Source organism: Mesorhizobium sp. CA12, from assembly GCF_020165255.1.
Taxonomy (GTDB): domain Bacteria; phylum Pseudomonadota; class Alphaproteobacteria; order Rhizobiales; family Rhizobiaceae; genus Mesorhizobium.
Genome location: NZ_JAIUHT010000003.1, coordinates 39,625 through 58,253, shown reverse-complemented (window position 1 = coordinate 58,253; position 18,629 = coordinate 39,625). Strand labels below are relative to the sequence as shown.

Annotated in this window: 16 protein-coding genes and 1 pseudogene; 8 read left to right on the top strand and 9 right to left on the bottom strand. The window is 65.5% G+C overall.

Annotated features, from left to right (window positions below; translation table 11 throughout):
* Positions 1-147: 147 nt before the first annotated feature.
* Positions 148-1,032: a LysR family transcriptional regulator gene (locus LB520_RS06725; RefSeq protein WP_224637212.1), complete on the top strand. Its 885-nt coding sequence runs from the start codon at positions 148-150 to the stop codon at positions 1,030-1,032.
* Here the strand turns inward: LB520_RS06725 and LB520_RS06720 are convergent.
* The 6 genes from LB520_RS06720 to argH form a co-directional block, all read right to left on the bottom strand.
* Positions 1,029-1,631: a 2-hydroxychromene-2-carboxylate isomerase gene (locus tag LB520_RS06720; protein WP_224636914.1), complete on the bottom strand. Its 603-nt coding sequence runs from the start codon at positions 1,629-1,631 to the stop codon at positions 1,029-1,031. The genes LB520_RS06725 and LB520_RS06720 overlap by 4 nt on opposite strands.
* A gap of 71 nt (positions 1,632-1,702) precedes the next feature.
* Complete coding sequence (locus LB520_RS06715) at positions 1,703-4,318, bottom strand: TIGR02302 family protein (RefSeq protein WP_224636912.1); 2,616 nt, start codon at positions 4,316-4,318, stop codon at positions 1,703-1,705.
* 115 nt (positions 4,319-4,433) lie between these two features.
* Positions 4,434-5,375 carry a threonine/serine dehydratase gene (locus LB520_RS06710; protein ID WP_224636910.1) on the bottom strand — a complete coding sequence of 314 codons (942 nt, stop codon included), beginning with the start codon at positions 5,373-5,375 and terminating at the stop codon, positions 4,434-4,436.
* A gap of 29 nt (positions 5,376-5,404) precedes the next feature.
* Complete coding sequence (gene lysA / locus LB520_RS06705) at positions 5,405-6,673, bottom strand: diaminopimelate decarboxylase (RefSeq protein WP_224636908.1); 1,269 nt, start codon at positions 6,671-6,673, stop codon at positions 5,405-5,407.
* A gap of 54 nt (positions 6,674-6,727) precedes the next feature.
* A complete protein-coding gene (locus LB520_RS06700; RefSeq protein WP_095767477.1) occupies positions 6,728-6,934 on the bottom strand; it encodes a lipoprotein in 207 nt (68 codons plus the stop codon).
* A 127-nt stretch (positions 6,935-7,061) separates the two neighbouring features.
* Entirely contained in the window at positions 7,062-8,462 is a 1,401-nt protein-coding gene (gene argH / locus LB520_RS06695) for an argininosuccinate lyase (protein WP_224636906.1), read from the bottom strand.
* 33 nt (positions 8,463-8,495) lie between these two features.
* Here argH and tlpA point away from each other — a divergent pair, with 33 nt between their 5' ends.
* Positions 8,496-9,179 (top strand): thiol:disulfide interchange protein TlpA, encoded by a 684-nt coding sequence (gene tlpA, locus LB520_RS06690; RefSeq protein ID WP_224636904.1) that lies wholly within the window; start codon positions 8,496-8,498, stop codon positions 9,177-9,179.
* Positions 9,180-9,188: 9 nt separating this feature from the next.
* Here the strand turns inward: tlpA and LB520_RS06685 are convergent, their stop codons facing one another.
* Positions 9,189-10,229, bottom strand: a complete 1,041-nt coding sequence (locus tag LB520_RS06685) for an endonuclease/exonuclease/phosphatase family protein (RefSeq protein WP_224636903.1) — start codon at positions 10,227-10,229, stop codon at positions 9,189-9,191.
* A gap of 239 nt (positions 10,230-10,468) precedes the next feature.
* Between LB520_RS06685 and LB520_RS06680 the strand changes: the two genes are divergently transcribed.
* The 6 genes and pseudogenes from LB520_RS06680 (at position 10,469) to LB520_RS06655 (ending at position 15,753) form a co-directional block, all read left to right on the top strand.
* Positions 10,469-11,821 (top strand): extracellular solute-binding protein, encoded by a 1,353-nt coding sequence (locus tag LB520_RS06680; RefSeq protein WP_224636902.1) that lies wholly within the window; start codon positions 10,469-10,471, stop codon positions 11,819-11,821.
* A 168-nt stretch (positions 11,822-11,989) separates the two neighbouring features.
* Positions 11,990-12,874 (top strand): ABC transporter permease subunit, encoded by an 885-nt coding sequence (locus LB520_RS06675; protein WP_224636901.1) that lies wholly within the window; start codon positions 11,990-11,992, stop codon positions 12,872-12,874.
* Between the two features lie 8 nt (positions 12,875-12,882).
* A complete protein-coding gene (locus LB520_RS06670; RefSeq protein WP_095767483.1) occupies positions 12,883-13,797 on the top strand; it encodes an ABC transporter permease subunit in 915 nt (304 codons plus the stop codon).
* Between the two features lie 11 nt (positions 13,798-13,808).
* Entirely contained in the window at positions 13,809-14,909 is a 1,101-nt protein-coding gene (gene ugpC, locus LB520_RS06665) for a sn-glycerol-3-phosphate ABC transporter ATP-binding protein UgpC (protein ID WP_224636900.1), read from the top strand.
* A 48-nt stretch (positions 14,910-14,957) separates the two neighbouring features.
* Positions 14,958-15,176, top strand: a pseudogene (locus tag LB520_RS06660) (metallophosphoesterase); the annotation flags it as partial.
* A 196-nt stretch (positions 15,177-15,372) separates the two neighbouring features.
* Positions 15,373-15,753: a hypothetical protein gene (locus LB520_RS06655; protein WP_224637228.1), complete on the top strand. Its 381-nt coding sequence runs from the start codon at positions 15,373-15,375 to the stop codon at positions 15,751-15,753.
* A gap of 151 nt (positions 15,754-15,904) precedes the next feature.
* Here the strand turns inward: LB520_RS06655 and LB520_RS06650 are convergent, their stop codons facing one another.
* Both LB520_RS06650 and LB520_RS06645 read right to left on the bottom strand, forming a co-directional pair.
* Positions 15,905-16,987 (bottom strand): ABC transporter ATP-binding protein, encoded by a 1,083-nt coding sequence (locus tag LB520_RS06650; protein ID WP_095767486.1) that lies wholly within the window; start codon positions 16,985-16,987, stop codon positions 15,905-15,907.
* Positions 16,984-18,558: an ABC transporter permease gene (locus LB520_RS06645; protein ID WP_224636899.1), complete on the bottom strand. Its 1,575-nt coding sequence runs from the start codon at positions 18,556-18,558 to the stop codon at positions 16,984-16,986. Before LB520_RS06645 ends, LB520_RS06650 begins: the two co-directional genes overlap by 4 nt.
* Positions 18,559-18,629 lie beyond the last annotated feature (71 nt).

The window sequence follows — 18,629 nt, the reverse complement described above, 5'->3', positions numbered from 1 at the left end:
AGCGGGTACGAGTGAGGACTCTTCGATTGGTCCGCGACCGATTTCGCGGCCGCATATCCAATGGGTGTCATGACTATCCTGCGGCGTTTGACATCTGGCAAACGAATTGGAATGATGCCAGCAATCAACTTTGCTTATGGCGGCTCGATGCGACCGGTCCTCGACAGCGATCTCTTGCGCACCTTCGTGGCGGTGGCCGAAACCGGCAATTTCACCCGCGCGGCGGAGAAAGCCGGGCGCACGCAATCGGCCGTGTCCATGCAGATGAAGAAGCTGGAGGACATGGTCGGCGACAATCTGTTCGAGCGCGGCTCGCGCGGCGTGGCGCTGACGCGCCGCGGCGGCGAGCTCATCGCCAACGCGCGCCGCATCGTCTCGCTGCTGGACGAGACCGCTGCCTCGCTGGTGGCGCCGCCGCTGGGCGGGCTGGTGCGCATCGGCATTCCGGCCGAATATGGACGTTCGATCCTGTCGCGGGCACTGGGCGAATTTGCCAAGCGCCATCCGCGCGTCGAGGTCACGGTGCGCTACGCGCATTCGGATTCGCAGGTGCGGGCGCTCGCGGCCGGCGAGCTCGACCTCGCCGTGGTGTTCGAATGGGAGGGCTCTTCCGGCGGCGAGGTGCTGATGCACGACCCGACGGTCTGGGTGACGTCGACGCTGCACCACATGCATGAGGAACGGCCGGTGCCGATCGCGCTTTACAGCCGCAACGGCTGGTGCCGCGACTTCGCCATCAAGTCGCTGCAGCAGCGCGGCCTCGACTACCGCGTCGCCTACACCAGCGATACCAATGGCGGCCTGACGCTCGCCGTCACGTCCGGCCTGGCAATCGCGCCGATCTCGCGCAGCAACATCCCGCCTGATTGCCGCGAACTGACGGCCGCCGACGGTTTCGGCGACATCGATTCCTCCAACGTCATCCTGCACCGCAACCCGCTGGCGACCGGCGAAGCGATCGACGGCATGGAGAACGCAATCCGCGAGGCGTTCATGCTGACCAGGCAGGCGGGCGCGGCGGCCGGGCTTTAGTCCGGCGGGCCACTTTCAATCTGCCTGAGCCAGCGCATGGCATCATCGAGGCGATCGTCGCCCCAGAACAGCTCGCCGTCGACGACGAAACTCGGCGAGCCGAAAATGCCGAGCGCCTTGGCTTGCTCGGTCGCGGCGGCGAGGTCAGCCTTGGCGGCGTCGCCGTCGGCCTCCCGCAGGATCGGTTCCGGTTCCTGCCCCGCTTTCTTGATGCTTGCCGAGATGTTCGGCTCGCTGCCGGCCGGCTCACCCATCTCGAACCAGCGTCGGTAGCTCTCCCTGGCATAGGCCTCGCACCAGCCCTCCCGCGCGGCAATGACGGCGACGCGATTGGCGCGCTCAAGTTCGGCAAGCGGGTAGGGCGCGGGCAGTTTAGGCACCATCCTGTACATCGCCGCGCGACGCTCTATGTCGCGCCACATATAGGCGGCCTTCACCGGCTTCTTGGCGAAGGGGATATTGTCCATCTCGATCATGATCGAGCGCACGTTGAACGGCCGCCAGCGGAACTCGATGCCGGTCTCAGCCTGGATCTTCGCCAGTCGCATCACCGAAAGGTAGGTGTAGGTGCTGCCGATGGAAAACCAGAAATCGATCATCGCCCCATGCTCTCGGCCATGACGCTACCGATTCTGAATGTGCAGGGCAATCTCGCAACGCCGATGACGGGCTATTTCAGCTCCAGCAGCCGCTCGAGATAGCTGCGCTCGATATCGGGGCTGAGCGCGTTGCCGAGCCGTTTGCGGATCGCGTCGAGGATCTGGCGCGCGCGCTGGACGTCGATCTCGTCCGGAACCTTGACCGAGGTGCCGTCATCGGGACCGTTGGTGGCGCGCGGCCGTCCCAGCGGGTCGCGGTCGGCGTCCTGCTGGCGGCCGCCCTGCTCGCTGCCGCCCTGGTCGCCCTGCATGGCCTGCATCTGCTTCATCATTTCCTTGGCGCCGCGGCGGAGCGCCTCCAGCGCGCGGCCCTGGTGGCCGACGGCCTGGTCGCCGTCGCCCTGGCCGAGCGACTGTTCGGCATTGCCCATCGATTTGCCGGCCTCGCCAAAGCCCTCATTGGGCTCCATGCCCATGCCTTCGAGGCCTTTCTTCAACTGATCGAGCTCGCTCTGCAACTGGCCCTGGCCTTCCTGCAGCTGCTTCAGCGCATCGGCCAAATCCTTCGGCGACATTTTCGGCCGGCCCAGCGGATCGCGGTCCTGGCCGGGACCGGGCCGCTGCTGCTGGTCGTCGGACTGGCCCTGTTCGCCATCCTCGCCAAGCTGCTGCTGCTCGCCGCCTTCGCCACGCTGCCCGCGCTGCATCTGGTCCAGCCGGAAGGTGTCGTTCATCATTTCCTGCTGGCGGCGCATGATATCGCCGAGCTTGTCCATCTGCTGGCGCATCTCGCTGTCCTGCTCGCCGCCCGGCTGCTGGCGGCCGGCCTGCAGGTTGTTCATCATGTCCTGCAGCTCGGAGAGAAGCTGCTGGGCCTTGTCGCGATCGCCCGATTTGGCCAGATTCTCGATCTGGTCCATCATGCGGTCGATATCGCTCTGGCGCAGCTCGCGGCCGTTCTGCTGCATCTGCGGCGCATTCGGGTTCTGCTGCGCGCGCTGGGCGAATTCCTGCAGGAACTGGTTCATCGCCTCGCGCAGTTCCTTCATCGCCTTTTCGATCTCCTGATCGCTGGCGCCGTTCTTGATGGCGTCCTGCAACGCCTGCTGCGCCTGGCGCAGCCGCCGCTCGGCGGCCGACAGATTGCCTTCCTCGATGCCGAGCGCGATCTCCCACAGATAGGACACGACGTTGCGCAACTGATCGTCGCTCTCGGAGAGCTTCAGCCGGCTCCTCGCGCTCATGATGGCGAGATAGTTCGACATGTTGTCGAACGTGTCCTCGGGCCGCAGCGTGACCGCATCCATCAGGTCGAGAACGCGCGGCTTGGCATTGGTGTCGAGCGCCACCAGCCGGCGCTGTTCGATCACCGCTCTAGCCAGCGGATTGGCGAAGGGCCGCTCCGGCATGACAAGCGTTTTGGTTTCACTGGTGGCCGTGTGGCCGGCGTCGTCCGTTGCAGTGAGCGTCAGCTTGATGTTGCTGCCGGCCCAGACATGCTCGGTCAGGTCCTTGGTCGTCTTGGCCGCGCTCGGCTTGCCGCCGCGGCGCGGCAGCGTCAATGGCATGTCGGGCGCGCCGTAGAGCGGATGCGCGTTGGCGGCAGGCGGATCCGACAGCTCGAAAACGGCCTTGGCGGAGGCTGCACCATAGTCGTCGGCGATCTCGTAATTGAGCTCGATGGCGCCGTTGACGGCGCGCTTCGGCTCGCCGATGAAGCGGATCGTCGGCGGCTTGTCGGGAATGACGGCAAAGGCCCAGTGGCCAAGATCGCCTTCGCCGGATTTCAGCGTCAGCGTGCCGTTGGTGTTCAGCTTGCCGGAGAACTGGCGCACTTTTGGTGCGGTCTGGCCGGCGGCAGGCGCGGGGCCTTTCGGCGCGGCGGGCTCGATGGCGCGGTCATTGCCGCCTTGATCGGCATAGCTCAGCGTCTCCTCGCCCGAACCGCCGGTGACGCGCAGCGAGATGTCGCTGCCTTGCGGAACGGAAAAGGTCTGGACGGCCTGGTTGGCATCGGCCGTCAGGAACACCGGGGCCTTGCCGGTGTAGGCAGGCGGCGTCACCCAGGCGTCGATGCGCGGGGGCACGGCATCGTGCGCGGCGCGGGCGACAAAAGCGTCGCTGGCCCTGCCGCCAAAGGGTCCGAAGGAGAAGGCAAGCGCCGTGACGAACAGCAGCCCCGCCACGGCGCGCAAGCCCCAGCGGTCGTAGTCCGGCACGCCGGTGCGCGGCCGGTCGGCGCCGAGGCTCGAAAGCCGTTCGGCCATGCGCTTCTGGTGCTCGCGCCACAGCGCCTGCGAGAAGATGCTCTCGGCGCCGCTCGGCCGGTCGGTCTGCACCTGCACCGGGCTGTGCAGCAATTCGTTCGCCGCCTCGATGCGCCTGTCGATCTCGGCTGCCGAGGGCATGCGGAAGAAGCGCAGCGGGTAGAGCGCGGCGACCGCCGCCAGCGCGAACAGGATCAGAAGGCCGACGCGCGCCGCGTCGGGCAGGCGCGGGAACAGGCCAAACCACGAAAAGCTGAAGAACAGGCTGGCGACGACCAGCAGCGGCAGCACGAGCGGCCAGGCGCGCTCGAAGGTCATGGAGGCCCGCGTCGCCAACCGGCTGAGCGCCAAGCGCCCTGCAAAGCCGCGTCCATCGCTGGCCCGGCTGCGTTCGCCGCTGGAAATGGGTCGTTCGGTCATCGGCCCTTCCTGCCCGGGCACGATAGCCCGGACGTCATCGCCAGAAGGATACCAGCAAACACGGCAAAGGCGAGGCGGGTTCCAAAAAACGTGAAGCGGTTTGGCCGGGTTATGATCAGAAATTGGCGAGATTCGTGTTCGAGCCGCAGACGAGGACGGCCACGCGCTCGCCGTCTCCGGGCACATAGCGTCCGGAAAGCAGGGCGGCGAAGGCGGCGGCGCCACCCGGCTCGGCGATGATTCGCACGCGGTCCCACAGCGCCTTCTGCGCCGCGACGATGTCGTCGTCGCTGACCAGGATCGAGCCCTCGACGAAGGCCTCGGCGATCGGAAACATCATTTCGCCGACGCGCTTCGGCGCCAGCGAATCGGCGGCGATGCCTTCGGCGGGCGCATCGACCGGCTCTCCGGCCTCCAGGGCGCGGTAAAGCGTCGGCGCTCCCTCGGGCTCGATGGCGACGATGCGGATGCGGCCAGCGAACCAGGCCGCGATGCCGCCGATAAGGCCGCCGCCGCCGACCGCGACCAGCAGCGTGTCGATCCCAGGCAGGTCGGCCTCGACCTCCATGCCGAGCGTGCCCTGGCCGAGCAGCGTTTCCTCCTGGTTGAAGGCGTGGATCTGCAGGGCGCCGGTTCTGGCCGCGAAGTCTTCGCTGGCGGCCAGCGCTTCGGCATAACGCGCGCCGCCGACGACCAACTCGGCGCCGTAGCCGCGAATGCGCGCGAGCTTCGCCGGCGGGCTGACCTCGGGCACGAAGATGGTCGCCTTGTGCCCGAGCTTCATGGCGGCGTAAGCGACGGCGGCACCATGATTGCCGCCGGACGCGGCGACCACGCCGGCTTCGGGCACTCGGCGTTCGAGCAGGTTGGTGAAGGCGCCGCGCGCCTTGAACGAGCCGGAATGCTGGAGGCATTCGAGCTTCAGGTCGACCGGAAAGGCGGGCCGGTCGAAATCCGCCATGTCGACGCGCATGACCGGCGTGTGGCGTACATAGGGCCGGATGCGCGACTCCACGGCGCCGATGCGTTCGCGCGTGATCGTCTTTTTTTCCAGCATGGGCCAGCTCCTTGAGGCGCGCCGCTCGGTTACTTCAGCCAGTCGGGGACCGAATCCAATCCAATCAGGTCCTCATAGGTCTGGCGCGGCCGCACGACGTGAAAACGGTCGCCATCGACCAGCACCTCGGGCACCAGGAGCCTGGTGTTGTAGGTGCCGGCCTGCACCGCGCCATAGGCGCCGGCGGTGGAAACCGCGATCAGGTCGCCCGACTTCAATCTCGGAAGGTCGCGGTCGAGGCCGATGAAATCGCCGGTCTCGCAGACCGGCCCGACGACGTCGACTTTCATACGCGGTGCCGAAGCAGGCGGCTGCACCACCGGCCTGATGTCGTGGAAGGCGTCATAGAGCGTCGGCCGGATCAGGTCGTTCATGGCGGCGTCAACGACGAGGAAGTTCTTGGCGTCGCCTTCCTTCACGTAGATGACCTCAGACACGAGGATGCCGGCATTGCCGACGATCAGGCGGCCGGGCTCGAACATCACCTTGAGGCCGAGCTTGGTGACGTGCTTCCTGACGATTTCGGCGTAAGCGTCGGGCAAAGGGGGCGGGCTGTTGTCGACGCGGTAAGGAATGCCGAGGCCGCCGCCGAGATCGACATGCTCGATCTCATGCCCGTCGGCGCGCAGCGCTCCGACCAGCTCGACCAGCAATGCGAAGGCATCGTCGAAAGGCTGCAATTCGGTGATCTGGCTGCCGATATGGGTGTCGATGCCGGTTACCTTGATCCCGGGCAGTTCAGCCGCGCGGGCATAGACCTGCCGCGCGCGCTGCCAGGGAATGCCGAACTTGTTCTCGGCCTTGCCGGTCGAGATCTTCTTGTGGGTCCTTGCATCGACATCCGGATTGATGCGCAGCGAGATGGGCGCCACCTTGCCGAGGGCCACGGCGCGCGCCGACAAAAGCTCCAGCTCAGGCTCGGATTCGACGTTGAAGCAGAGAATGCCGGCCGAAAGCGCAAAGTCCATCTCGCGCGCCGTCTTGCCGACGCCGGAAAACAGGATCTTGCCGGCCGGGATGCCGGCGGCCAAAGCGCGGCGCAATTCGCCTTCGGAGACCACGTCGGCGCCTGCGCCCTGCCTGGCCAGCGTCCTCAGCACGGCCTGGTTGGAATTCGCCTTCATGGCGTAGCAGACCAGTGCGTCGAGGCCGGAAAAAGCCTCCTTGAAGACGCGGAAATGCCGGGTCAGCGTCGCGGTCGAATAGCAATAGAAGGGCGTGCCGACCTCGGCTGCGATGTCGGGAATGGCGACGTCCTCGGCATGAAGCACGCCGTCGCGGTAATCGAAGTGGTTCACGGTGTTGGTTCCGGAAAGTTGAAGCTCGATGAGACCGGGTCGATCTCACCGGCTCTACAGCAGGGGATCGAGGATGAACTTCCTGTCCTTGACGGGTTTTTCCGGCTCGGGCGGCACCGGCTGCTTGGCGCGTTCGGCATCCTTGCGCGCCTGCTCCGCCGCCTCATAAGGCGTGTCGAGGCCGGTCTTCCTGCCGCAGGCCGTGACGGTGACTACCGCAGCCAGCAGCGCCAGCGTCACCAAAATCCTGCTACGGGTCATCGATCCATCCGTTCGAAACTGATTGCGTGCTGCGCTTTTAGCCGAGTTCTCAGCGCTTTGCATCCCGGCAATTGTTTTGATGCATGTCGTTGTCCCAGAACCGCTGCACCCTTGTGGGCAACATGCATTAAGCCTTGGCGAGCCGCTTTTTCCAGTAACGGATCTGCTTTCGCACTTCCGACGGCGCGGTGCCGCCGAAGCTCGTGCGGCTCTTGACCGAATTCTGCACGGCAAGCACCGAGAAGATGTCGTCGGTGATGCCCGAATGGATCGAGCGCAGGTCGTCCAGCGAGAGCTTTTCCAGCCCGAGCTTCTTCTCCTCGGCCAGCGCCACGGCGCGGCCGGTGACATGATGGGCTTCGCGGAAGGGGAGGCCCAGATTGCGCACCAGCCAGTCGGCCAGGTCGGTCGCGGTGGCGTGGCCGGCGCCTGCGGCCTTCTTCATGGCGGCGGCGTTGACGGTCATGTCGCGCACCATGCCGGCGGTCGCCGCCAGCATCAGGTCGAGTGTCTCGGCGGCGTCGAAGACCGCTTCCTTGTCTTCCTGCATGTCCTTGCCATAGGTCAGCGGCATGCCCTTCATCACGGTCAGCAGGCCGACGAGATGGCCGTTGACGCGGCCGGTCTTGCCGCGCACCAGCTCGGCGGCATCCGGGTTCTTCTTCTGCGGCATGATCGAGGAGCCGGTAGAGAATGAGTCCGACAGGCGGATGAAGCCGAATTGCGGCGTCGACCAGATGATGATCTCCTCGGCGAGCCTGGAGAGGTGCGTCGCGCAGATCGCGGCAAGGCTCAGGAACTCGAGCGCGAAATCGCGGTCCGAAACGCTGTCGAGCGAATTGCGCGTCGGCTCGCGGAAACCCAGCGCCTTCGCCGTCATGTGGCGGTCGATGCCGAAGCTCGTGCCGGCAAGAGCCGCGGCGCCTAGCGGGCTTTCATCCATGCGCTCGATGGCGTCGCGGACGCGCGAGAGGTCGCGGCCGAACATCTCGACATAGGCCATCAAGTGGTGGCCGAAGGTCACCGGCTGCGCCGCCTGCATATGGGTGAAGCCGGGCATGACGGTCGCTGCATGCTCCTCGGCGCGTTCCAGGAACGCGGCGATCAGGTCCTTCAGCGCCAGGGCGACGCGCTGGCATTCCTGCTTGACCCAAAGCCGGAGATCGACCGCCACCTGGTCGTTACGCGAGCGGGCGGTGTGCAGACGTCCCGCCGCCGGGCCGATCAGGTCGGCAAGGCGGGCCTCGACATTCATGTGGATGTCTTCCAGCTTGGTCGAGAATTCGAACGTGCCGGCCTCGATCTCTTTCAAGATCGTGTTCAGCCCGTGAGCGATTTTTTCTTGATCGGCGGCCGAAATAATGCCCGTTTGAGCCAACATCTCGCTATGGGCGATCGATCCGCTTATGTCCTGCGCATAGAGCTTGCGGTCGAAGCCGATCGACGCATTGATCGCTTCCATGATCGCGGCCGGACCCGAGGCAAAACGTCCGCCCCACATCTGGTTGCTGGCCTTCTTGTCGCTCATCGCTATAACCCGTGCTCCGGAGCAGTTTTGAAAATGGCAGACGGCAATAGGTTCTTTTTTCCGGCCACGCGCCTCATCCTCGCCGCTTTGGTGGCGGGCGTGCTGGCCGGCGCGGTCGCGGTATATGTCAGCGAGAGCGGTTCTGGCAACAACGCTCCCGAGAAGGCCGTCGCGGTCGCCGGCAAGGACGATGCCGCCTGCGCGGCCAAGGCCGACCGCGCCAAGCAGGTTGCCGCCAAGGCCGTCGGCCAGGTCGCGGCCCTGCAGCCGGCCGATCCGCCGCAGTCGCTGAAGAGCCTTGCCTTCAACGGGCCCGACGGCAAGCCAATGACGATCGCCGACCACGCCGGCAAGACCGTGCTGCTCAATCTGTGGGCCACATGGTGCGCGCCGTGCCGCGCCGAGATGCCGGCGCTCGATGCGCTGCAGAAGGAAAAGGGCAGCAATGCCTTCGAGGTCGTCGCGGTCAATGTCGACACCGGCGACGATACGAAGCCGAAGAAGTTCCTCAAGGAGATCGGCGTCGAGACGCTCGGCTTCTACCGGGACCCGACGATCGCCCTGTTCAATGAGGCGAAGACGCGCGGGCTGGCGCTCGGGCTTCCCGTGACCATGCTGATCGACGGCGAAGGCTGCCTGATAGCGCATATGAACGGCCCGGCCGAATGGTCGAGCCCCGACGCCAAGCGGCTGGTGGAAGCGGCGCTCGAACCCTGATCGTGGCCGCTATCTTACCCGCACCGTAACCACCAGCGCCTCGTGGTCGGCGCTCGGGCTGCCGTCCGGCAACACCGCCGGCAGCGTCGCCGGCGCGCTTGCCGCAAGGCCGCGGGTGAAGAACCAGTCGATATGGCCGGTGGGCGTGCTGTCGCCCGCCGGGCGCCGCTGCGTCGGCTTGTCCAGCGCGTTGGCGCCGCGCCAATCGTAGCCACGCCCGGCCATGATGGCGAAGAGGGGCTCGTGGCGGTCGGGGCACATCAGCCGGTCCGGTTCGGCGTCGATGCGCGCCTGCCATGCGGCCGGATCGGTGTGACGCTCTTCATAGGTTGCGGTCAGCGTGTTGAAATCGCCGCCGATCAGGACCGGCGCTCCCACATCGTATCTGTCGATGGCGTCGAGGAGGTGGCGCGTCTGGTCGGCACGGCCGGCAGGCGTCGTACGGTTCTCGAGATGCACCGAGACGACGGTGACGCGGCGGTCGCCGACCATCACCTGGCCGCCAAGCGCCATGCGGCCGCCGACGCGCGGCTGGCCGTGCTCCGGCAGGAACCAGGCGCCGGCCGCATCCAGCCGAACGAGGAAAGGCCGCAGCAGCGAGACGGCGCTGGTTATGGCATTGCCGTGGAAGCCCTCGATGTTCTCGGCGCCGCCATTTGCCGCTTGCTCCGCCTCATTGCCGGCGCCGAGTTCGAGGAACTCGACGCCATAGGCATAGGAATGGCCTAGACGATCGGCAAGCCGACTCAGAAGATGGCCGTTGCCGGAGCGCGCCATGCCCTTGTCGACTTCGGACAGCAGCACGACGTGCGGCGCCCGGCCGGCGATCGTAGCAGCGATCGCATCGACATGACGCAGCCGCTCGACATTCCACGTCATGACGGTCAGGCTTTCGCCGGCGCTCTCGTGCGACGCCTTGCCGCCGATCTCGATCTCGCCGAGGGCGGGAACGGCGGCCGCGTGGCGCAGATGGGTGGCGCTGTCGCGCGGTCCGTCCCGCATGGCGTTGCGGGCGGCGACGGGTACGTGCGTGAGCTGCGGGACCAGCATGTCTCTTCTCATCCAGTTAGCCGGTTAATCACGGAGGCCTTTTCGACGCTTCGCAGCGCCCTAGCTTCCTAGAGCGCCGATGTGACGTTTTCATGCCGGCGCGACCGCTGCCAGGGGAGGAGAGACTGGCTGTCCATAGGGCCTCAGGGCCACAACAGAACTGTCACATACCTTCTCTATGAGAGCGGGCAAGGACTTGCGCAAAACCTTGTCACACTGCCACTCAAGAGGGAAAAACCATGACGATCATCAAGCGGGGCTTTGCCGCCCTTGCCGCTGGCGCGCTCAGCACCGCGCTTGCGATTCCTGCATTTGCGGAGCCGGTCAAATTCGATTTCTGGTTCGGTCTTTCGGGCGATCTCGCCCGCGTCGTAGACACGCTGTGCAAGAACTTTAACGATTCCCAGAAGGACTACCAGGTCGTCTGCACCAGCCAGGGCAATTACGACGCCACCCTGCAGAACACGATCGCCGCCTTCCGCGCCGGCAAGCAGCCCACCGTCGTCCAGGTCTATGACGTCGGCACCGCCACCATGATGCTGTCGGGCGCCTACAAGCCCGCCGACAAGCTGATGGAAGAGAACGGTTACAAGATCGACTATAGCGACTATTTCCCAGGCATCGCCCGCTACTACGCGACGTCGAAGGGCGAGATGCTGTCTTTCCCGTTCAACTCCTCGACGGCGCTGATGTACTGGAACAAGGACGCCTTCGCCAAAATTGGCAAGACCGAGGCGCCGAAGACCTGGGAAGACGTCGCCGCCGACCTCAAGGCGCTGAAGGACGCCGGCTATGATTGCCCGATGGCGATCAACATCTCGGCCAATGAAAGCTGGCAATTGATGGAGCAGTTCTCGGCGCTGCACAACCAGCCGATCGCCACCAAGAACAATGGCTATGACGGTCTCGACGCGCGTCTGGAAGTCAACAAGACCAAGTTCGTCCAGTACGTCACCGATCTCAAGAAGTGGTATGACGCGGGCCTGGTCAAGATCAAGTCCAAGGACCTCGGCCAGGACATGGTTCAGGCCTTCGCCACCGGCACCTGCCAGCTCATCCTGACCTCGGTCGGCGATCACGGCACGGTCGGCCGCACCCAGAAGGAAGGCATGAAATGGGACGTGGCCGAGCTGCCGGTCTATGCCGGCACCGAGCGCAAGAACTCGCTGGTCGGCGGCGCTTCGCTGTGGGTGCTGTCGGGCAAGTCGGACGCGGAATACAAGGGCGCGGCAGCGTTCCTCAACTTCATCCACGACCCCAAGACCGCTTTGTTCTGGTCGACCAACACCGGCTATATCCCGGTGACGAAGTCGGGTTTCGATTTCATGAAGTCCAACGGCTTCTACGACAAGGCGCCCTATAAGGGACGTGAAGTGGCGATCGCCAGCCTGACCGCGTCGGAGCCGACCGAGATCACCCGCGGCATCCGCCTCGGCAACTTCACCCAGATCCGCGCCGAGTTCGGCACGCAGATGCAGGCGATCTTCGCCAACAAGGTCAGCGTGCAGGAAGGCCTCGACGCGCTGGTCAAGAATGGCGACGCGATCCTCGAGCGCTTCCAGCAGACCTATCCGGGTAAGACCCTGCCCTGATCCCGGATACTGGAACGGCCGCCCGCCGAGCATCGACGGGCGGCCATTTCATATGGATTTTGATTTGGGCATGTCTTTGTCTCCCGAAACCGGTTCCCACTTTCGGGAGACATGCCTTAGTCTTGTGCCGCGCGAGCGGGTTGGCGGTTCAACGACATCGGCGGATCGATGGAAAAACGCGTCACTTTCAGCAAATGGACGATCGGCATCCTGTTCGCGGTGCCGCAGCTAATTCTGATCTTCACCTTCTTCTACTGGCCGGCCGGGCAGGCCGTGTACTGGTCGCTGACGCTGCAGCAGCCCTGGGGCGGCGGCAATATCTGGGTCGGGCTCGACAATTTCCGCTCGATCCTGTCCAACGCCAGCTACTGGGACTCGATCACCGCCAGCATGATCTTCGCCGGCATCAGCACGGGACTTGCGATGATAATCGCGCTGGTTCTCGCCGCCTTGACCGACCGCCAGCTTGCCGGCTCATGGCTTTACCGCGTGGTGCTGATCTGGCCTTACGGCATCGCCGCACCGGCGCTGGCGCTGGCGTTTCGCTTCATCCTGGCACCGGAAGCCGGCTTCATGGCCGTGGTCAACCAAGTCTGGCCCGGCTTCTGGGACCCCGGCCTTGACGGCACCGACGCCATGGCCTCGATCATCATCGCCTTCTCGTGGAAATATGTCGGCTATAATTTCATCTTCTTCCTCGCCGCCTTCCAGGCGATTCCGCGCTCGCTGATCGAGGCGGCGGCGATGGACGGCTCCGGCGTCATCAGGCGCTTCTGGGATATCCAGTTTCCGCTGATCACGCCGACCATCTTCTTCCTGCTGGTCATCAACATCACCGAGAGCTTCCAGGATTCCTTCGGCATCGTCGACATCATGACCGCAGGCGGACCGGCCAACGCCACCAATCTGATGGTCTACAAGATCTATTCCGACGGCTTCAAAGGCCTCGATTATTCGGGCGCCGCCGCGCAGAGCATCATCCTGATGCTGCTCATCATCGCGCTCACCATCGTCCAGTTCCGCTTCATCGAGCGGCGCGTGCATTATCGTTGAGGCGGGCCATGGTCGAGCGCACCCCGATCCTCAATTTCTTCACGCATCTGATCCTGTTCGTCGGCTTCGTATTCTGCGTGGCGCCGTTCGTCATCGTAGCGATCGCCGCCTCGCATAATCTAAAGGACGTCAACGACGTGCCGATGTCGCTGCTGCCGGGTAGCGATTTCTGGGTCAACATCAGGACGGCCTGGACGACCGCCGACCTCGGTCCGAAGCTGCTCAACTCCTTCATCATGGCGTTTGGCGTGGCCGCCGGGAAAGTCATCATCTCGGCGCTGACCGCCTTCTCGATCGTCTATTTCCGTTATCCCGGCCGCATGCTGATGTTCTGGCTGATCTTCATCACGCTGATGCTGCCGCTCGAGGTGCGCATCGTGCCGACCTACGCGGTGGTCGCCAACGTGCTCGAGCCCTATCAGGCGATCATGGACCTGACCGGCCTCTCCTGGCTGATCGAAAAGGTCTCGGGCGTGCAGGTTTCGCTCAGCCTGGGATTGCTCAATTCCTATAGCGGCCTGATCCTGCCGCTGGTCGCGACCGCCACCGGCACCTTCCTCTACCGCCAGTTCTTCCTGACCGTGCCGGACGAGTTGACCGAGGCGGCGCGCATGGACGGCGCCGGTGCGCTGCGCTTCTTCGTCGATATCCTGCTGCCGCTATCGCGCAACAACATGGCGGCGCTCGGCACCATCATGTTCCTGTGGGCCTGGAACCAGTATCTGTGGCCGTTGCTTATCACCACCGACCAGTCGCATGCGATGGCGGTGACAGAGCTGAAGCAGCTCATCCCCAATGTCGGCGGCGCGCCCGAATGGCATATCGCCATGGCCGGCACGCTGATCGTCATGCTGCCGCCGCTGATCGTCGTGGTGCTGATGCAGCGCTGGTTCGTGCGCGGCCTGATCGCCACCGAAAAATAGGGAGACGGAAAATGGCCTCCATCGCCATTCGCGGCGTCAAGAAGAACTACGCCAAGACGCAGGTCGTGCATGGCGTCGACCTCGACTTCGCGTCGGGCGAATTCGTCGTCATCCTCGGGCCGTCCGGTTGCGGCAAGTCCACGCTGCTCAGAATGATCGCCGGGCTGGAAGAGATTTCCGACGGCACGATCGCGATCGACGGCACGGTGGTCAACAAGCTCGAGCCGCGCGAGCGCGGCTGCGCCATGGTGTTCCAGAACTACGCGCTCTACCCGCATATGAGCGTGGCGCAGAACATCGGCTATTCGCTGAAGGTGGCCGGCGTTCCGTCGGCCGAACGCGCCCAGCGCGTCCAGGCGGTGGCGCGCGTCCTGAAGCTGGAGCACCTGCTCGACCGCAAGCCGATGGCGCTGTCCGGCGGCCAGCGCCAGCGCGTCGCCATGGGCCGCGCCATGATCCGCGAGCCGAAGGTGTTCCTCTTCGACGAGCCGCTCTCAAACCTCGATGCCAAGCTGCGCGTGCAGATGCGCTCCGAGATCCGCAAGCTGCACCGGCGCCTCAGCGCCACCTCCGTCTTCGTCACGCACGACCAGGTCGAGGCGATGACGCTAGCCGACCGGCTGGTGGTGATGAATGGCGGCCGTGTCGAGCAGGTGGGCACACCGGCGGAAGTCTATAGCCGGCCGGCCAGCCGCTTCGTCGCCACCTTCGTCGGCGCGCCGGCGATGAACATGCTCGAAGGCACCGTCACGCTCGACGGGCTGTCATTGCTCGGCGGCAGCCGCAAGCTCAACGTGTCGCGCACGGGCGTTCCCGTGGGCTCGAAAGTCGCGGTCGGCATCCGGCCGGAGGCGGTCCGCATGGTGGCGCCGGGCACGCCGGGAGCGCTCGCGGCGACCGTCGACCTCATCGAGGAATTGGGCGCCGGCCGCGTCGTCTATGTCGATCTCGACGGCGCGCCGTTCTCTGTCGTGACGTCGGAGATCGTCCACTCCGAACCGGGCAGCACGATCGGCCTGCAGTTCGCCGAAGCGGACTTGCACTTCTTCTCCTCGGAGACGGGCGGCAGGCTCGACGTGTTCAAGGCCTCGGTGCCGGAACCGGTGCTGTAAGGCGGGCCTTGCAAGGCTGACTTTGCAAATTATCTGAGGGTTCACGGAATGAAGATCATCCAGGTCACCGACGTCCATCTCGATCGTCGGCGCCAGATACGCTATGGCGCGGATCTGAACGAGCGGCTCGATCGCTGCATAGATCATATCAATGCTCGGCATGGAGATGCGGCGCTCTGCATCTTCACCGGCGATCTGGCCGACGACGGCGAAGCCGAGAGCTATGCCGATTTGAAATCGGCGCTGAGCCGGCTCACTGCGCCTTACCAGCTGCTGCCTGGAAACCATGACCGGCGCGCCAATCTGATCGCCGCCTTTCCGGATAACGGGACGGACGGCAACGGCTTCGTGCAGTCGGTACTCGACACGCCGGAAGGGCGACTCGTTTTTCTCGACAGCATGGCGGAGGGCCGCGTCACCGGCGAGTTGTGCGACAACCGGCTTGCATGGCTCGACGCACGGCTTGGCGAGGCGGCAGGCAAGGCCGTTTATTTTCCTGCATCATCCACCCGTCGAGCTTGGGCTCACTCTGCTCGACCCGCTCGGCCTCGAACAGCCGCAGCGGCTCATCGACGTGCTGACCCGCCACGGCAATGTCCGCTACATCTTCTTCGGCCATGTGCATCGCGACATCGCCGGCACCGTCGCCGGCATTCCGTTCTCGGTGCAGCGCGGCCTGCATGCCCGCTTCATGCTCGACCTGGTCGGCGACGAAGTGGTCGAGCAGGCGCCACCCGCCTATTCGATTATCCTGATCGATGGGCAGCGCGTGGTCATCCACAGCGTTGATTTCCTGGAGCAATGGCCGCTTTGGTCGCCTGCAACTGGGCAGCGCGTGCGCTGAGGCATGCCGATATTCAGGTGAGGCCGGCCTGCAAACGGCGGTTTCCTGCGCTTCCGGTGCTCACGTACTTCAAGTACGCTCCGCTCCGGTTCTCGAAACCCGCCGTTTTCGGCTCGGCCTGACCTGAATATCGACACGCCTCAACCCCGACCTAAGCAAAGACATGCGCCTTGCCGGTGACGGTCAAGCGCACGATCTCGCCGATCTCCGGCGCGTCCATGCCTGTCCTGCGCAGGATCAGCGGCGTGTTGCCGATGGCGGCCGCATCGGGCGGGTCCGGGCTGTTGAGCAGCCGCACCGCGACGGTGCAGACCGAACCCGCGAACTCGCAGTCCGTCACTTCGCCGAACAGCATGTCGGGTGTGCCCGACATGCCTTCGCGCGAGGTCCGTTTGAGCAGGATCTGCTCGGGCCGCAGCATGATGCGGGCGACATCGCGCCGTCCCTTCGTGTCGACGGCGATGCGGCCGAGCCGCGAGACGGCGAAGCCGTCCGCGATCCTGGCCGGCACGATGATGGCGTCGCCGAGGAACTCGGCGACCATCCTGTCCCTGGGTTGGAAATAGAGCTCTCGCGGCGTGCCGACCTGCGAGAACAGCCCTTCGCGCATCACCGCCACCTGGCTGGCGAAGGACAGCGCCTCGGCCTGATCGTGCGTGACCAGGATGGTGGTGATGCCCGCCTCTTCCAGAAGCTCGGCCACCGCCTTCCGCATCGAAGCGCGAAGCCCGGTGTCGAGCGCCGAGAACGGTTCGTCAAGCAGCATCAGCCGGGGCTTCATCGCCATGGCGCGGGCAAGCGCCACGCGCTGCTGCTGGCCGCCGGAAAGCTCGTGCGGCCGGCGCTTCAGGATCGCCTTGTCCAGCCCCACGATGTAGGCGAGCTCGACGATATGCTCGGCTCGCTTGTCGGCATTCCGCGGGATGCCGAAGCCGATATTGTCGGCGATGGTGAGATGCGGGAACAGGGCACCGTCCTGGGCCACCACGCCGATGCCGCGGCGATGCGCGGGCACGGCCGCGCCGCCGTTGGCGAGCACCTTGCCGTCGAGTGCGATGCGGCCGCGGTCCGGCGCCTCGAAACCGGCGATCAGCCTGAGCAAGGTGGTCTTGCCGCAGCCGGAAGGCCCGACGATCGCGGTGCGGCTGCCGCTTTCCACCGCAAGGTCGACGCCGGCGAGCGCCGTCACCGGGCCGTAGCTTTTCGCGACGCCGCTGAGTTCGAGAAAGCTCATCGTCCGGCCATCCGCTTCGACTGGATGTAGAGCCACCAGGTCATCGGCAATGACATCGCCACCATGATCAGCGCGTAAGGGGCGGCGGAGGCGTAGTCGATCTCGCCGCTATAGGACCAGAATGCCATCGCCAGCGTGCGGGTGCCGTTGGGCGCCAGCATCTGGGTGGCGGTGAGCTCGTTGGTGATGCCGAGCGCCACCATCGCCATGCCGGCCGCGGCGCCCGGCGCCGAAAGGCGGATGGTCGTCGACCACAGCGCCTTGACCGGCGGACGGCCGAGGCTGGAGGCGGCGCGCTCCAGCTCCACAGGCGCCTGCGCGATCGAGGCGCGCAGGCTTATCAGCGCGCGCGGCAGGAACATCAGCGCGTAACCGAACACGATGGTGAACAGCGTCTGGTAGAGCGGCAGCGCGACGCGCACGGTGATGGTCACCAGCGCCAGCGCGATGACCACGCCCGGCAACGCGCCGACGATATAGTTGCAGCTCTCGAGCAGGCGCTGCAGCGGCCCCGGCGCGCGGATCGAAATCCAGGCCATGGGCATGGCGGCAACCGTTGCAAGCACCGCGCCGGCGATGGCGAGGAACAGCGTCTGGCCGAGCGCCAGGCCGATCTCGTCCCAGCGCCAGACTTCCGTGCCCCCGGCGATCAGCCAGCGGCTGACCGTGACGAAGGGCACGCCGAGCGACAGCAGCGCGACGCCGGCCGGCAAAAGCAGGCATGGCAGGGTGGCGCGGCCGAGGCGAGCGCGCTGCTGCTTGCGCGCGGCGCCGGAACCGACGCGGGCATAGCGCTCCTCGCCGCGTATCATCACCTCGAGGGCGAGCAGGAAGAGGCAGCAGACCACCAGAACGGCGGCCAGCATGTTGGCCGCCGGACCGTTGAAGGTCGACTGGAACTGGTCGACGATCGCGGTGGTGAAGGTGTCGAAACGGATGAAGACATAGAGGCCGTATTCGGCCAAGAGATGCAGGCCGACCAGCAGCGAGCCGCCGCAGATGGCGAGCCTGAGCTGCGGCAGCACGACGCGCGCGAAGACCCGCCACGGGTCAAGACCGAGCGCCGCGGCCGCATCCTCCAGCGCCGGATCGAGGCGGCGCAGCGCGGCGGCGATCGGCAGGTAAAGGAATGGGAAATAGGCGATCACTGAGACCAGCACGCCGGCCCACAGCCCATGCAGGCCCGGAACGAAGCTGATCCAGGCATAGGAGTGCACGAACGCGGGGATAGCGAGCGGCGCGACCGAAAGCCACGACCACCAGCGATTGCCGGGCAGGTCGCTGCGCTCTGTAAGCCAGGCCAGCGCCACCGACAGCACGATGGCGATCGGCACCGTGACGACCACCAGGAGCACGGTGTTGACCAGCAATTCGCCGACGCGCGGGCGGAAGATCAGCGCCACCACGGTGTCCCAGCCGGTCTGGATCGCGACCCAGACGATGAAGGCGAGCGGCAGCAGCGCGATGAGCGAGATAAGAGCCGCGGCGAGCGTGATCCATGATGTGGGCCGGCGCTCCTTCATCCGGGCCGCAGGCAGTCTTGCCGGCGTCATGTCGATCGCCGATTGCATCAGGCAGGCCGCTGGGTCGCCTCCGCCTGCCGGCGGAAGCGGTCCGATGTGCCACTCAGGCGGGTCGAAGC